This is a genomic window from Pseudoalteromonas sp. SG41-2, assembly GCF_014164535.1.
Lineage (GTDB): Bacteria > Pseudomonadota > Gammaproteobacteria > Enterobacterales > Alteromonadaceae > Pseudoalteromonas > Pseudoalteromonas rhizosphaerae.
Window position 1 is genome coordinate 96,606 of sequence record NZ_JACJFK010000017.1, and the last position, 16,869, is coordinate 113,474.

A 16,869-nucleotide genomic window follows, 5' to 3' on the forward strand; every position below is an offset into this window, starting at 1 on the left:
AGCTCCGCCTTAATTTTGGTATTGTACTTTATTTAGTGAAGTTTACTCAACTGCCGAAAGTATCCTAGTGAGGTGATTAAATTTTAACGTATTAATAACCGTATTTTTGTTACGGCAATGATGACTGTTTAAAAAACTCCCGCATTTTAACGATTATTTGTACTTAGTTGCATAATGCAAAAATGGTCGTTGCAAGTTGCATCTTTCATCTTCAACTTTATTTTATTTTGTTTTATTTCAATGCTTTATTTTTTGGAATGATGCCTGCATTGGTACAGTTACTTAATGATTGAGGGCTTACTAATGAGATTAACCCATTTAGCCATAGCGTGTTTAGTTTCACTTCCTTGTGCTGTATTTAGCCAGCCATTCGATAATTGCCCTAGTCAGGCATTTTTGATGCAGGATGCAAAGGCACAGCTTTACGGTATAGATTTAGTGTCGGCTAAACCTACGATTTTATCATCGGCTTTGACGTTTGCTAGCGAGGCAAATAATGAAAGTGTGAATGCCGTCGGTTTTAATTACAAAGACCAATACTTATACGGTTTTAGCCGACAATCGCCTAAAAGCGTGGTGCAAATTGGTAGCAACTACGAAATGAAGCGGTTAAATGTTACTGGCCTACCCGATACTAATTTTTATGTAGGTGATATTCAAGTGACTGGTGAGCAAGCAAATCAAAGTGCGATGTATTATGTATATACTCCCAATTTTGGTTTATATGAAATCAATCTAGAGGATGATCTAGATGCCCCCATAACTGCTCGGCTACTACCTGCAACCGACACATGGAACTTAGGTATATTTGATTTTGCATTTCATCCGCAAAGTAACCTGTTATACGCAGTTGAATCAAATGGTGATTTGCATGAAATTAACGTTGCAGAAAATACTACCAAGTTTATTACTCAAGTTGATATTGGTGATGATACGGGCGCATTTGGTGCTGCCTATTTTGATATCAATGGTCAGTTTTATTTTAGTAATAATAAAAGCGGAAAAATTCACAAAGTTGATTTAAGTATTAGTCCTGTTGTTGGTTATACGCCTGTTGCTAATGTGTTTACATCGGGCCCTAAGTCAAGTCAGAACGATGGGGCTCGTTGTGCTATTGCCGAAGTTGAGGTAACAGATAGTTCGATTGATTTTGGTGATGCTCCTCTACCTTATAACACCAGTTTAGAGCAAAGCGGAGCCAGGCATTTATTCGATCCTAACAGCACTGGCAGTAACCTGATTTATTTAGGCGATACAGTCGATGGTGAAAATATCAATACTGATGCCGACTTAATCAACAACCCAGTTGATGCATCAGATGATGGGGTGAGCTTTGTGACGGCAATATCGGCGGGTCAAGATAGCCAAATTATTGTAAACGCCTCTGCGAGTAGCTTTTTATATGCATGGTTTGATTGGGATCAAAATGGCGGCTTTAGTGAAAGTGAGCGCATAATAACTAAATATCAACTTAATCAAGGCGATAACAGTATTTTAATTAATGTACCTAGTAATGTTAAAGCTGGGCAGACATGGGCTCGTTTTAGGGTAACTGATGGCTCGGAAGCTTCGCTTATTACTGCCACTGGAGGTGTTTTAGGTGGTGAGGTGGAAGATTATGAAATAACAACATTTGCTAGTGCTGTATACCCAGGAGAAAACGATTGGGTGACACTTGCTTATGAAGATAAATGGCCGTTTGCAGGTGATTATGACTTTAATGACGTGGTCGTAAATTACCGTACTACTCAGCTCATTGAGGGCACTAATGTTGTTGGTTATAAAATTGATGGCCAGTTAATTGGTGTAGGAGCAACCTATCATAATGGCTTTGCGGTAAGCCTTAAAGAGACGGTAAATAATACAACTTACTCAATTTTAAGTAGAGAAGTCGATGCCGATAATATTCGGTTTGTGATTAATGGCGAACTACAAACAGGCTCATTTTTGGAAGCAAACACAGAGCAGGCTATTTTAATTTTTATGCAAGACACTTGGCTGCATGTGAATAAGCAATCAGGGTGCGAGTATTTTAGAACGGAAAGCAATTGCGACGTTAACAGCAAAGTAACTTTTAGTATGACTATCCCATTAAAAGTCCCTAAAGCGAAAATATTATCCCCCGGAACATTATTAGACCCTTTTATTTTTGCTACAGAGGGCTTTTATCATGGCGATTTTTTAGTTGGTAAAAATGCGCGCAGCTGGGAAGTACACATGAAAAATCAAGCGCCCACAGAAGTATTTGACGCGACTTTGTTTGATCTCAGTGGTGCAGATGATGTGAGCCAGCAAGAAAGTGGTTTGTTTTTCTTAACTGAAAACGGCCTACCATGGGCGATTGAAGTAGGAGTGCAATGGTTACATCCACTTGAAGGTGTAGATATAACCGATGCCTACGATAGCTTTGCTAATTTTGCTCAGTCGTCAGGAAAGCAAAATCCACAATGGTTCAATCGCTACAACAGCAATAATGTGGCAGTTAGAGGGGAACAGTAATGAAAAAGTTAACTGTAATTTTATGCTTATCATCATTTTTAGTTGCGTGTGGTGGTGGTGAAAGCGAAAGTACTGCGGCAGTACCTGCAGCTGTTGAATCACTACCATCGAGTGTCGTTCCTATCACCACCGACTCAGCCGGAATGGCCAGTTTAGTGATAGATGATCGTTTTGATTTATCAACGAAATTTAAACTAAAGATTGATGTAGATCTCTCTATAGGTGACGTAAGAGCTTACTTAAATATTTGCCAAAAAAAGGCCAATAGCCTACGTGCTGATTATGGAAACTGCTTAGTTAGAGCTCCTTTATCGCAAGGCTCTATAAAAACTACGCTTGCAATGAGTAGACAAGATATCGAACTGATTGCAGAAATTTGGTTTTACGATACCAGCACTCAACCCCTTTCATTTGCATGGCAGTTTGATACACAAGCAGAACATCAGATGTTTGAAATAAGGTAGTAAAAGTCAAAGGCAAGCAGTAACGGTAAAGTGATCAAGCTAAAGAATACACCTAGGTATATTCTTTATACTAGTTAGGGTAGTGATTTATGTTGAAGTTTCTTAATGATAACAATGGCGATCTTTTGCAAAAAAAGAGGCTAGTAAAATTTTTTGTCGCAGCAGCTGCGTTTATGCTAATTGCGATTGCCTATAATCCTTCGCAATATTATTACGCTGATCTTTTAGTATCATTGCGTATGCCATTACTAGTTATTGCCTTATGCTTTGCCATGTTGCTTTTAATTATAAAAGCAACATATTTAGGTGGGGCGCTATCAATTATATGCTTGATAAGTTTGAGTTCATTATTACCATTGCATTCGTTACCAAGTGAGCAAACCAAAAATGCGATTTTGATAAAACAAATAAACTTAAATTATAGTAACCCGTTTATTGAATCGCACTTAGTTAGCTTACAAAAACAATCTTGGGATGTATTAATTCTGCAAGAGTTTAGTGATTTAAATCGGCATTTGCTCTCTCGTTTTTTAACCAAGGCTAGTTTATTTGGTTATCGTGAAGTAGAGGGGATCCCTTACGGCATCGTTGTTATTTCGCGTTTCCCTATAATTTATAGACAACAAGTAAAACTTCAAGGGGATAGGTTAGGTTACATTAAACTGCGCTTGTTATTTAATAATGAAGTTATCACTACGTATATTGCCCACCCACCATCACCAAGAACCAAGCAGCACTGGGAAAATAGAAATATTTTACTCGCGGCGCTGCATGCAGCAACAATACAAGAGCAAACACTATGGCTAATTGCAGGTGATTTAAATATTGTCCCTTGGTCACGTTATTTTAGTTGGCAAAGTACACAAAGTTGTTATGGAGCAAATCCTTATAGCAGTTTTATGCCCTTAAATATTAAGCCGACACTGCTAACCGGGTTACCCATAGATCACTGTGTTTTTGACGAGCAATTTACGTTAAACAGCTTAATAGTGAGTAATTTTGCAGGAAGTGATCATAAGATGCTTAGTTACAGTTTGAGCCTTCATGATTAACCAAAGTTCAGCTTAGTTAGTTAATAAAAATAGCATGCAGGATTAACCACATGCTATTTGATTAAATAAACCAATGCGGATTTATTTTACTGTAATGGCAAAGGTCATTTTTAAGTCATGTAGTAAATGACGTAGGTTTCGCCTATGTGGAAAAAGTGTGAATGCAGCAGTTGCAATCGATAGGGCTTTAAATTTAGAACCTATTTCTCGATAGTACTCACCATAGCATTCTAAAATGCGTGCTTGTGCTTTTATTTTTGCCATAAAGCCAGCATCATGTTTACAACGCGAGACAATTTCTTTCATTGCATTGAGTCTGTTTTTACGGTTTGCAGTAATAGAACCCGCTCTCATCAAGTAATCCATTGCGATACGCGGTGAAAACGCAACATCACCGATCCTTGCAAGTTTTAACCAGCAATCCCAGTCGCTAGCGCTATTTAATTGGTTATCAAATCGGCCAATATAATTAATCGCTGAACGCTTAACCACAACCGAAGATGTGCCAATTACATTAGCAAAAATCAGTAAATCCATTGGGCATTTTAAATTTTGATAACCCATATTATTTTTATCAACAAATTTTGAAAATTCAGGCCAAAAAGAAAAACAATCGACAATGGGTTCATATTCTTCGTTAATATGCATATAGTTTGTGAAACTTAAAACGCACTCTGAGTGCTCTTTCATATAGCTTAATTGTTCGTATAACTTATCATCACTCCAGTAATCATCAGCGTCTAAAAAAGCAATGTAATCACCTTTTGCTGCGGCAATAGCGCGATTTCTTACATTGACAACGCCAGTGTTTTCTTGCTCTATAACAATTAACTGGGGAATTGTTGTTTGGGCGGTTTTTAACCACTCAACACTACCATCTGTTGAACCATCATCAACCACAATAATTTCTAAATTCACGTTTTTTTGTTTAACAACACTACTAATGGCTTTGGCTAAATATTGTTTACAATTGTAGTTAGGGATAATAACGCTTATTTCTATACTCATGATCCGCATCCTAGTTTTATAAATTAACTAACTAAGTACTACGCAAGTTCAGCGCCAATTATTTTAATAGGTTTGCGAGGGGGTTTTTGTCTAATGCTTTGCATTTTGCAACAGATGTTCGCAAATTGACTTTTTAATCATGTTTTTGGTGTGTTTTAACTGGGCATGCTTCTTGCGAAATAACCATAAGTTATATTTGGAGTGTTGAGCATGAAACATATTGGCATTGTGGTACCGAGTTTCCATATCCCCTCAGAAACCTTTGTGGTAACTGAGATAAACGCATTAGTAAGAGCTGGGCACAAGGTCAGTGTTATCACCTTTGCAAATTTAAATAGTTGTACCAATCTTGATAGCAGTGTAAACGTCATTACTATTGAAAAATCGTTGTTATATGCGGCCAAGTTTGCCATGAAAAAACCGCTGGCAGCATTTAAAGCGGCATTAACAGCAACAAGGTTTACCTCAATCTCGGTCACTTCACTGCTTGGCTACGGATTAAATATTGCTGACATAATCAAACAACATGGTATTTCCCACATACACTGCCACTTTATGCATGCGCCTCTGGCGTACTCAATTATAGCCAGCAAAATTGCAGGCATTAGTATCTCCTCGATTGGCCACGGGCATGACGTATACGTTAATGATACTGATCTTAGGCTGAAACTCTCATTGTGTAATTTCTCCGTGGCCGTGTGCAAAGATATGGCTGAAAAGTTAGGTAAATACAAAGCGGGTAAAGTTGAGTTGCTGCATTGTGGAGTTGATCTAAGTTTATTTAACGCAACGCCTAACCGACTTAATGAGTCTGTGAAACTATTATTTATTGGCCGTTTAGTTGAAAAAAAGGGACTACAATTTTTACTACCCGCAATAAAAAAATTAAATAAAAAATACTCAATATTTTTAGATGTTGTTGGTGAAGGCCCTTTGATGAACGACCTAAAGTTTTTATGTGAAAAGTTAGGCATTGAAAAAGAAGTTAGATTTTTAGGCAAGCAAACGCCACTGTGGCTATCAAAAAACACCAGTAATTACTCTGCGTTAGTTGCGCCATTTTGCATTTCAAGTAACGGAGATAGAGATACTGGTCCGGTGGTTTTAAAAGAGGCTATGGCTAGTGGTATTCCAGTGCTCACAACTCAATTAATGGGAGCCAAAGAAATTGTTAATGACTCGGTGGGCTTTAAGTGTGAGCCGTCGAGTATTTCAGGGTTGGAGAAAATTTTAACGGAGTTTTGTGAATTAAATCCCTATGAGAGATACGCCAAAGGAATTAACGCCAAACGCTTAGTTGCAAATAAGTTTAACGCCAGCTCACAAGCTAAAAAATTGTCATCTTGGGTGCAAAACTCTTAAGGAATAAAGATGAATGGATTAAAGCAAATCGCCTATTTTGGACTATCAACCTTGTTACTTAAGGGGCTTGGCTTTGCTTTGTTGCCTATATCTACTCGTCTTTTAAGCCAAGCTCAATTTGGTGAACTAAACTTTTTAGTTTCTATTTCCGCTATTATGTCTTTGTTGTTGTGTTTAGGGTTACCCGAATTATTGTTCAAGCAACAAATGAAAAATGCGGTTTATAAACAAGCTTTGTTTAGAGACGCGATTATTTTATGTAGCGTTTTGAGTGCGTTGTTTGTTGTTATTATGGTGTTATTTACCAGCTCATTTAGTGTGTTATTACCCATCTCCATTAATAAACTTGATCTGCAGTTATTAGCGGTTAATTTAGCATTTTCAGCTGTGCTATCCATTGTGTTTTGCTTTTTAAGATATTACGAAATGGCTAAGCAGTTCTGCTTTTTAGCTATTTTACAAGGAGTGGGGCAAACGCTACTCACCATTATATTACTTTACCTTGGCTATGGAGTAACGGGGGTTATGGTGTCGGGTGCTGTGTCGAGCTTTATTGTGCTGATGATTTCGTTATGCGTCATTGGCCGCACAATTACGATTAGTTTTAACTATGTTCCTTGGAATATAAGTTATAAAAATAGTTTGTTTTTATTAAGTATTATTGCTTCATCGCTGTTTGTGTATGCAAATAATGGCGCTGAAAACTGGTTTATTGCAGCCAGTGTCGGAAAAGAAAAGCTTGCCCAATATTATGTGGCAATGCAATTTGCAGTTATGACTTCGTTTACCTTTGAACCGATCAGAATGTGGTGGTTTTCTCGTCGTTTTAATGAATTAACTTCTTGTCGCACTCGTTATGTTTCTTTATGTGAGCTAAGTTTAGAAATCGCAATTGCGTTGTGTGCAGTAATGCTTATTGTTGCGCCTCATTTATTTATCTTGGTTTTACCACAAGGTTACTTACTAAATTCTTGGCTTTTACCCAGTTTAATATTTATTGTTGTACTTAGGCATCACAGCGATCTACTCAATATTGGTTGTTATATTCATTTTAACGCACTATTTGTCACTATTATTAATGCTGTTAGTGCAGCTTGCGTACTAATAGCATTGGGTATTCTAGTGCCTAAATGGGGAGTGCTTGGCGCAGTGGTCAGCTTAGTATTTGCACAAACTCTTAAAACAGTGTTGTTTGTTGTTGTTAGCCAAAAGCTCGAAAATCTGGCATTTAGTATTCAGCGATTAGTACCTAGCTGGCTCTGTTTTATTAGTATTTTTGCTCTGGGCGTAAGTGAAATTACTCATTATGTAATTTGGCAAATCGCGGCTTTAGTTTGCTTAATAGGCGTTTTATTTAATAAGTATCAAAACAGAATAATGGCAATACTGAATCAGTATGTAACAAGGAAAGCACATGGTTAATTGGTATAAAGCGCATTGCCACTTAATAAATGGCTTGGTGATTACTGTGCTCATTTTAGGTTTGTATTCGCTATTTGGCCCCATAGCCGCTTTTGCCTTGTTGCTATTACCGTTTGCGGGTTTTTTGGCGATACGTATTAGCACCGTGTTTATTATATTATTTATTTTGTTTAGCTATTTTAGAATCCACGAGGCGTTTGTTTTTCTAATGCCGCTTAAAATTCCTAAATTACTTGCTTTAGCATCTTTACTGGCCATTGCATGGCATTTATTTGTATCTAAAACTTTAAAACCACATTGGAGCTCTACGCATCTTATTTTTGTAATTTGGTTCGCTTGGCTCACGGTATGCGTATTTTCAGCTTCAAATAGAGGCGTTGCTATTGAGTATTGGTCTGGTGTGTTGGTTAAAGTATTTATTATGGTATTTGCTATTAGCTGGTGGTTAACGCGGTTTTCGCATTTTAGTTACATTAGGCTGGGTATTATGATCTCAGGTGTCACTATCGCTTTAGTGGCGTTGAATAACAAAATAAATGGTGTGGGGTTAGTTGAAGGAACTAGAGTGACTATTTCACGGGAATATCGCTCGCAATTAGGTGATCCCAATGATTTATCTTTGGTGTTGATGTTTCCTGTTTCATTTTTAGCAGCTGAACTTTTTGATACAAATAGTAATAAGTATCGACGTACTTTTGCCGGAGTTGGTTTGATCTTGGCTATTTCCGGTGTTATTGCCACTCAAAGTCGTGGTGGTTTATTAGGAATAGCCGCTATTTTAAGTTTCTTTTTATATCAAAAAGTCAAAAATCCCTTCGTAGTGGCTATGTGCGGTGGTGTCGCGATGCTTGCCATGATGATTTTTGCTGGTATTTCTGACCGACAAAGTGGTGGTGCGGCAGAAGGAGGTGTCGATGAATCAGCTATGGGTAGGCTCTATGCTTGGCAGGCTGCAATCAATATGGCGTTGTCTAATCCATTAACTGGCGTTGGAGTTAATAATTTTTTTGTAAATTACTATTTTTACAGTCCTCATTGGGATGGCAAGAATCATGCAGTACATAGCACATGGTTTCAGGTGTTAGGTGAAACTGGCTTTGTTGGCTTTTGTATTTTTTTACTCGTGATAGCCAGTATTTATCGAAGTCTGTCGCGGGTTTATTGTATTAATAAACGTAGTTTTAATCCTGAAGTGATGGTGAACGCTAACGCATTAAAGGCCGGTTTAATTGGCTTTATGGTTGCTGGCACTTTTTTAACTCAAGCTTTTACATGGCCACTGTATATTATTCTGGCTCTGACTATTGCACTAGAAAAGCTTACTATAGAAAGTAATAAGGAATAACAATATGTTGATACAGCTTAAACTTTGGCTAAAAAATAGTAATAATCCATTAGCGACATGGTTGTTTCAATTTGCAAAGTCGCTTCGCAATCCGCAAATCATCGTAATCCCTGTGCTACATGCTTCACTTTACTATTTGCATTATTTTATAAAAGAGTTATGCCATGAGCTAGTTCGGATTTTTTATTATACACCTTTATTTAAAAGCCAAATTAAGGGCAGTAAAAAGCGCTTATATTTATATTCAGGTATGCCGCAAATACTTGGCAAGTTAAAAATTGAATGCAAAGACGATGTGAGAATTTCAGGGATCAGCACCTTATGTGGGCGGGTGAGTAATGAGCGAGAGCCGCTACTAAGTATTGGCAATAATGTTGACATTGGTTGGCAAAATGCTTTTTCTGTAGGGCGCACCATTATTCTTGAAGACGATGTCAGGCTGGCAGGACGAGTTTTTTTAGCCGGTTTTCCTGGGCATCCAATTGACTGTGATCGCCGCGCTAACTCTGAAAGCGATGATGAATCTCAAATTGGTGACATTATAATAAAACGCGGTGCTTGGCTGGGCACTGGAGTGACTGTACTGGGCGGTGTCACAATCGGTGAGGGAGCGATAATTGGTGCGGGAAGTGTGGTTACTAAAGATATTCCTGATTTTACTATTGCTGCGGGAAACCCTGCCAAAGTAGTTAAAAAAATTAAGGAGTAAGTGTATGAAATTTATTGTATTTGGTGAAGACTGGGCGAGTCATCCAAGCAGTACTCAACATTTATTTTCAGAGCTTGCTAAGCAGCATGAAGTACATTGGATAAACTCCATTGGTATGCGAAAACCAAGCGCTAAATTTCATGATATTAAACGTATGCTCAGCAAGTTAAAGCAGTTATTTCGACAGTCTAAAACTGCTGCAATAGCCACACCCAACAATATGACTATTTATAAGCTGCCTGTATTACCTTGGCACGATAATCGACTCATTCGATGTTTTAACCGCTGGATTTTTTCTCGTTACCTTGCACCCTTAACTTGTAGTGAGCCGATTATGTATTGGTTAAGTGTGCCAACTGCACACTATTTATTTGATAAAAAAACCACTGATAAATTAATTTATTATTGCGGCGATGATTTTTCTGCGTTGGCAGGGGTTGATGCTAAACTCGTTGCCCCCTTTGAGCAGCAGCTTATTAATAGCGCAGATCTTATCTATGTGATCAGTGAGTTATTGCTGGCAAAGATGCCCGCTACAAAAACAAAAATGCTGACCCACGGCGTAAGTTATGAGCTATTTACAAGCGACGTTGAAAAAGCCGATGAAATACAAACTATAAAAGAGCCTATTATTGGCTTTTACGGCAGTATTAATGCTTGGTTAGATATTGCGTTATTAACCGCCTTGGTGGCTGCAAGGCCGCATTATCAACTCGTGCTTATCGGAGATATTGTGACTCCTGTTACACAGCTATTGCAGTTTAAAAATGTTACGCATATTGGCGCAGTTAGCCACGACCGTTTAGTATCGTTTTCTGCTCATTGGGATGTGTCGATTTTACCTTTTGTGAATAATGAGCAAATCAGAGCGTGCGATCCGCTAAAACTTAAAGAATATTTAGCGACAGGTAAACCGATTGTCGCAACTGATTTTCCTGCAGTTAGTAATTATACGCCGCATATTTTTATTGCTCACTCTAGTCATGATTTTATTAACAAGGTCGATGAGGCGCTTTCGTTAACTCAGCCACAATTAACATTATTAAACAGCGTACAAAAGAATCTAGCAAAAGCGCACAGCTGGCAGGCAAAGGCGCTTATTGTTAACGAAGACCTGCTGCGACTAAATCCTCCACATTGAGCATTAAAATGTAATCTTGGCGCGCCCTGTGCAACTACCTTATTAAACTAGGCTATTTACAGTGTAAATTTTTATTATGCAAATAGCCGTTAAATTTCGCATTGCAATATGCAAATTAATAGGTAGGGATTATGTTAGTTAGAGAGCAAATAAAAAGGTTACTTTATTTAGCTTTGTATGCAGTTTATACAAGGGCGAAACTATTTGTTTTGCCTCTGTTCATCGTACCTGTTGTGGTTATTTTACTCGCTGCAACTGCGCAAAAGCAGTACACAAACCATGCAACAATCTTAATAGAAGAATCTGCATTACTAAACCCATATTTAGATGACTTGTCTTTTTCGTTTGATTTATCAAATCGTATGGCTGCATTACGCACGCTTGTAATAAGTCGAAAAGTGTTGATAGCTGTTGCTAAAGAAACAAACTTAGTTGCTAAAGATGCAAGCCCTGCTGCTATTGAAAAAATTCATCAAGAACTCTCACAAGCGCTTTCTTTATCACTGGTTGGTGATGAATTGGTGCGAGTTAACTTTACTTGGCATGACCAAACTCAAATGAAAGCAGTATTAGAAAAAGTGGTTGAGAAATTTATAGAGAGTTTATTAGCACCAACCAAGGCCTCGCTTGATACGTCTGAGCAATTTTTTTATCAACAGTTAGTCAGTTTACGAGAAGAACTCGAGGTTTCTGAAGAGTCGCTAGCTAATTTTAAAGCTAAAAATAGCAACACTTTACCTGCTGTTTTACATAGCAATAGACAAACGTTCGATAAGTTACTGAGTGATCAACAACAAAAGTCTATCGTCTTATCAGGTGCAAAAGCCAAGCTTGAAGCGCTAACAACAAAAATGGGCCAAGCAAACCCAATTTTAGGACGCATAGAAGAAAAAATCATTAATGCCGAATCACAGTTGAGCTTTTTAAAAACCCGTTATACCGAAAAGCACAGTAAAGTCGTGTCGAAAAAACGTGAACTGCTGAGTATTCGAGCTCGCCAACAGGCTTTAATAGAAAGTGGCAAAAATCTAGATGCAACAAACATAGATCAACTTTGGCAAATGGCCAATACACTTCCTGATGGCAAAGACAATGAAAGTAATGTGCTTGTTTCACAGATACTTGCATTAGAAGAAGCAAAAAACACTGTGCTCCAACATCAACAAGAGTTTGCCATGTTGGAGCAGCAAGTTAATACGGTGAGTGAAAGGTTATTAGTTACAAGCGATATAGAGAAACAATTAAGAAAGCTAGAGCGGGATTACGACGTTAAGCAATCACTTTATAAAGATATGCTGGGACGTTACGAAATGGCAAAAGTAACGGGTAAATTAGTTAAATATGAAGGGCCTGACAAAGTAAAAACCATAGAACGAGCTTACAGCCCAACCCAGCCAATCAATACCTCTTTAGTAGTGGCGATTATTTTGGGGATTGTTTTAGGCATATTTACAAGCACCACCTGTGTATTTGTAGCGACATTATTTGATAGTCACTTAAAAGATATTCAAACCATTGAAAAACTATCTGCTTTGGAAGTAGTTACTATTTTACCTATTGTTGGCAAAGGTTCATTACATGTTCCTGCTAGCCCATCAATGCACTTTATTAATAAGGGGAGTTAGCATGAACGTCCTACATTTAGTTCAGCACTTTAAAATAGGTGGCCTTGAAAAAATGGCTGTGACCTTAATGCAAAAAAGCCAATTCGCAAGCACCAGTATTATTGTTTCGCTAGAGGGCAATGAGCAAGAAGCAGTTAGTGAGTGGCCTGCTTTAGCTTTATTTGAACAAAAACTGATTAGCTTAGATAAAGCGCCTAGGTTTGATCTAAGTATTATCAAAAAGCTCACTGAAATAATTAAAACACACGAGATTAAAGTGATTCATAGTCATCACATTGGTCCCATGTTGTACGCGAGTCTAGCTTGTCTTACAAATACTCAGGTAAAGCATGTCTCAACTATTCATGATGCTTGGTATTTAAAGAGCTTTAAACAGCGTTTAATTACCAAAACACTTAATAAGTTAACTAAAATTCACTGGGTTGCAGATGCACAAGTGGTCGCGAATGAATTTTATAATGAAACAGCGATCACGGCAGATAAAACCATTCTGAACGGTATCGACTTACAGCAGTTTAATCACATCAATGAAGCAACCGCAAGGCTCAAACTTGATCTTCCTGCTGATAAAAAGTTAATTGGTTGCTCTGCACGATTAGAGCCGGGGAAAGGGCATTTGGATCTCATTAAACTACTGCCTTTGCTGCCTAAAGACATCGAATTAGTGTTTGCTGGTAATGGTAGCTTACGCTTTTCGTTACTCAGTGCGGCAGTATCGCTTGGGGTGGTAGAACGAGTGCATTTTTTAGGAAATGTACAGCATATGCAGCTATTTTACTCAGCTATTAACGTTATGTGTCTTTATTCACAAAGAGAAGGACTGCCCTTATCAATTTTAGAGTCAATGGCGTGTGGCAAAGTAATTGTGGCGACTGATGTTGGCGGTATCAGCGAGGTCGTTACAGAAGAGCAAGGCATATTAGTCAAGCCAAATGACTCTTTTGGCCTAAAAATTGCGCTATTGAAAGCATTAGACATGAAATATGGGCTGTGTATTCGAGAGCATATTCTCTCAATTGCAGATGCAAACAAAATGAGTGAAGCGTATGACCACTTCTATAATGGCTTAGCTTCATAAGGGGAATGCAATGACTTTTCTACTGATCACATTGGCTGTTTTAATTACACTGGCTTTATATCATCATGTTGGTTACTTACTGTTATTAAAGCTATTTAGTAACAGTAAACCGATTGAGATGACTGAAAATACTCAACCCAGTACTCACTTTGGTATTTTAATGTGTGCTTATAACGAACAAGAACACATAGCAGAGAAGCTTTATAACTTAGGCTCAATGTTATATAGCACTGAGCTATACACCATTCATGTTTATCTTGATGGCTGCACCGATAAAACTTATGACGAAGCGATGCTAGCGCAGTCGCATCTTGCAAAGCAAAATGTAGTTTGTCATTTGCATTTTAGTAAAGTGAATAAAGGCAAATCATTTGGCATCAATGAACTGATAAAGCTGAGTAAGCCAAATTATGATGTTTTACTCTTTACCGATGTTAGTGCGCTACTGAGTATTGATGTGCTCAATAAAATTGATGCCGATTTTAAAGATCCTAATATTAATGTTATCACCGGCGTATATATTTTAGATGATTTAGCCACTGCTGAGCAGCAACAGTACTGGCAATATCAAAACAAAGTAAAGAGTATGGAGTCGTCTTTAGGGGCTGTTATTGGCGTGCCAGGTGCTATGTTTGCTATACGCTCAGCTCATGCGGCTTTATTAGATGAAAACACCATAAATGACGATTTTATTATCTCTATGAAAGCGTTAAACCAAGGTGGGAAAGCCGTTGTAAACAGTGAAATAAATATCGTTGAGCGTGAATGTGATGAACAAAGTCATGATTATGCCAGAAGAGTAAGATTAGGTGCGGGTAACTGGCAGCAAATAAAAATGTTGTTTGAATTATTAAATCCGAAATTAGGCTGGGTAAGTTTTAACTATTTTTCACATAAAGTATTGCGTGGGGTCATGCCAATTATTCTGCTGCTGATTTACGCGTTACTTTTTTCACTTGCACTATCTTCAAGCTTGTTAATACCTAAAGTGGTATGTGTTGCGATAGTCTGTACTCATGGCTTAGGAGTAGCAAAAAAAGCTTTTAATATCAGGGCTAAGTTACCAATTGTAGATAGTGTAAATTATATTATCAGCGCTTATTTTATGGCTCTGTGGGGGATTGTTAAGTTTGAGCGTGGTGATTATAACCAGCATTGGCAGCGCGTTCATCAAACCCAAGAATCAAACAAAATATTCATCAAAACCATTAAGCGCACTATTGATGTAGTTGGCTCTGCGGTTGGATTAATATTACTTTCACCAGTTATGTTAGCTGTTGCATTAGTGATTAAACTGACTTCAAAGGGCCCTGTGTTATTTAAACAGCTGAGAGTGGGACAAAGTGATGATGATTTTGTCGCTTTATTCAATGTTTTAAAATTTCGCTCTATGGTTGTTGATGCAGAAGCAAAAAATGGCGCGGTGTGGGCAAGTAAAGATGATCCTCGTATAACTGCAGTTGGACGATTTATTCGCAAAACACGCTTGGACGAATTACCACAACTTTGGAATGTATTGATCGGTGAAATGTCTCTTATTGGCCCACGGCCTGAGCGACCAGTGTTTTATTCAAAGCTTGAGAAAGACATCCCGTACTTTTGTCAGCGTACTTATGGGATCAAGCCCGGTATATCGGGACTCGCGCAGGTAATGAATGGTTACGATGAGAGCATTGACGATGCGCGCAACAAAATAGGCTGGGATTACGCCTATATGCTAAGTACTTCATCTGCACGCAGTTGGTGTTATATGGAGTTTACTATTTTCTTTAAAACGTTGGCTGTTATATTCACTGGTAAAGGTCAGTAACGTTGTTTCGCATAATGCAATTGTGCACTCAAAAAGCAATTGCATTATGCATCCCTCCTCTAAAAAATAGTATCAAATAATTTAAAACCCTTAAATATCAGTTTGTTAATTCTGGCATTCTTCTTGTAATAGTCTATTTGTATTTATATTTTAATAGGTGATTCAGATGAAAAATTTAGCCAATAAAGTAGAACAAACAGTTGTCGTACTTCCTAATGATTTCTCCGGCTTTGCTGTCGATGAGTTAAAAGATCAGTTTGAACAGCTAGTCGAGCAAGGCACACACTTCGTGATTCTCGATTTTACTAAGACCGAATTTATCGACTCTTCAGGAATAGGTGCTATTGTTTTTCTATACAAAAGAATTGAAAAACAAAGTAATAAGCTATCTTTACTTAATGTAACGGGGCAGCCGTTTAAGCTAATGAACTTATTAAGAGTCGATAAAACCATTCCATTTATTGACTCAATATAAAAGGTATCAGGGAGAGTACAATGAAGGCACGCATAGTAATTGTTATTATAATGTTTTTAGGCGGCTGTGCTTCTTGGCCTGATGACGGCCAAGGTGGCTTAGCTGAAAAGTATCAAAACTATCCATTAGCCGATGAGCAGTACGATGAAAACTTCACTCAGCCCGAGGACGTTGTTAAGAGTGAATTTGAACACCTTGTACTTAAACTTGAGTTATTAAAATCGCAAGATATTAAAGCTTGTATGCCTGCGCAACTATTAAAAGCACAAATTTATGAAAATCGTATTCGTAGATTAATCGCTGGACAAATGTGGGAAGATGCTGAGCATGATTTACTGATTCATTATCATGGGCTTAATCAGTTAACGAATCACTTTGATACGGTTAGAAAAGTTACGGATTGTGCCTCTACGACTAATGAGCAACCTGCGTCATTTAGTATCAAAAAACAAATTGCACAGCTATTGAATAGCGATAATCAATTTGCATTTAATGCGTTTGAAATAACCCCTAAATATGCCGTACGAGTTGCTCAAGCTGCAGATTTAGCGAAGCAACTAGGCAGTATTAATATTTTACTTGTGGGTCACACTGACGCGGTTGGAGATTCAGGGAGTAATTATGAGTTGGCACTTAAGCGTGCCGATACGGTGAAGCATTGGCTTGGCGTTTATGGCGTGCCACAGCAAAATATTACAACCCTAACGCAAGGAAGTTTGCAGTCTTACAGTGATGCCGCAGAAACTGAGAGTACACGTCATTCAGACCGCAGAGTTGAAGCAATAATTCTAGACGCAAACACGCAAGGCTTAGAAAGCAATAAAGCTAAAGCGCTGATGAACTGGACTAAAATAATACAAAGCAAAAAGGAGTAAAATA

The 16,869-nt window shown here is 38.0% G+C and carries 14 protein-coding genes; 13 read left to right on the plus strand and 1 reads right to left on the minus strand.

Annotated features, from left to right (window positions below; translation table 11 throughout):
* The first annotated feature begins 303 nt into the window (after nt 1–303).
* The 3 genes from H5186_RS14650 (at nt 304) to H5186_RS14660 (ending at nt 4,015) form a co-directional block, all read left to right on the plus strand.
* Nucleotides 304–2,499, plus strand: a complete 2,196-nt coding sequence (locus tag H5186_RS14650) for an LruC domain-containing protein (RefSeq protein WP_182718085.1) — start codon at nt 304–306, stop codon at nt 2,497–2,499.
* A complete protein-coding gene (locus tag H5186_RS14655; protein WP_182739705.1) occupies nt 2,499–2,963 on the plus strand; it encodes a hypothetical protein in 465 nt (154 codons plus the stop codon). The genes H5186_RS14650 and H5186_RS14655 overlap by 1 nt, the downstream gene beginning before the upstream one ends.
* Nucleotides 2,964–3,052: 89 nt before the next feature.
* The gene (locus H5186_RS14660; RefSeq protein WP_259398782.1) at nt 3,053–4,015 is read left to right on the plus strand and encodes an endonuclease/exonuclease/phosphatase family protein; all 963 of its coding nucleotides are present in this window, start codon (nt 3,053–3,055) and stop codon (nt 4,013–4,015) included.
* A gap of 81 nt (nt 4,016–4,096) precedes the next feature.
* Here H5186_RS14660 and H5186_RS14665 read toward each other — a convergent pair whose 3' ends face one another.
* Nucleotides 4,097–5,023 (minus strand): glycosyltransferase family 2 protein, encoded by a 927-nt coding sequence (locus H5186_RS14665; RefSeq protein ID WP_182718087.1) that lies wholly within the window; start codon nt 5,021–5,023, stop codon nt 4,097–4,099.
* 210 nt (nt 5,024–5,233) lie between these two features.
* Between H5186_RS14665 and H5186_RS14670 the strand changes: the two genes are divergently transcribed.
* The 10 genes from H5186_RS14670 (at nt 5,234) to H5186_RS14715 (ending at nt 16,865) form a co-directional block, all read left to right on the plus strand.
* On the plus strand, nt 5,234–6,385 hold the full coding sequence (locus H5186_RS14670; RefSeq protein WP_149980659.1) for a glycosyltransferase: 1,152 nt from the start codon (nt 5,234–5,236) through the stop codon (nt 6,383–6,385).
* 9 nt (nt 6,386–6,394) lie between these two features.
* Nucleotides 6,395–7,807 (plus strand): lipopolysaccharide biosynthesis protein, encoded by a 1,413-nt coding sequence (locus H5186_RS14675; RefSeq protein WP_182794618.1) that lies wholly within the window; start codon nt 6,395–6,397, stop codon nt 7,805–7,807.
* Complete coding sequence (locus tag H5186_RS14680; RefSeq protein ID WP_182718089.1) at nt 7,800–9,152, plus strand: O-antigen ligase; 1,353 nt, start codon at nt 7,800–7,802, stop codon at nt 9,150–9,152. The genes H5186_RS14675 and H5186_RS14680 overlap by 8 nt, the downstream gene beginning before the upstream one ends.
* Before the next feature lie 4 nt (nt 9,153–9,156).
* Nucleotides 9,157–9,861, plus strand: coding sequence for an acyltransferase (locus H5186_RS14685; RefSeq protein WP_182718090.1), 705 nt, complete (start codon nt 9,157–9,159; stop codon nt 9,859–9,861).
* 4 nt (nt 9,862–9,865) lie between these two features.
* A complete protein-coding gene (locus H5186_RS14690) occupies nt 9,866–11,002 on the plus strand; it encodes a glycosyltransferase (RefSeq protein ID WP_182794619.1) in 1,137 nt (378 codons plus the stop codon).
* Nucleotides 11,003–11,133: 131 nt separating this feature from the next.
* Nucleotides 11,134–12,627, plus strand: a complete 1,494-nt coding sequence (locus H5186_RS14695) for a GNVR domain-containing protein (protein ID WP_182718092.1) — start codon at nt 11,134–11,136, stop codon at nt 12,625–12,627.
* Nucleotide 12,628: 1 nt separating this feature from the next.
* A complete protein-coding gene (locus tag H5186_RS14700; RefSeq protein WP_182732252.1) occupies nt 12,629–13,705 on the plus strand; it encodes a glycosyltransferase in 1,077 nt (358 codons plus the stop codon).
* 10 nt (nt 13,706–13,715) lie between these two features.
* Complete coding sequence (locus tag H5186_RS14705) at nt 13,716–15,515, plus strand: sugar transferase (protein WP_182718094.1); 1,800 nt, start codon at nt 13,716–13,718, stop codon at nt 15,513–15,515.
* A gap of 166 nt (nt 15,516–15,681) precedes the next feature.
* On the plus strand, nt 15,682–15,990 hold the full coding sequence (locus H5186_RS14710; protein ID WP_149980667.1) for an STAS domain-containing protein: 309 nt from the start codon (nt 15,682–15,684) through the stop codon (nt 15,988–15,990).
* 20 nt (nt 15,991–16,010) lie between these two features.
* Entirely contained in the window at nt 16,011–16,865 is an 855-nt protein-coding gene (locus H5186_RS14715; protein WP_182718095.1) for an OmpA family protein, read from the plus strand.
* Nucleotides 16,866–16,869 lie beyond the last annotated feature (4 nt).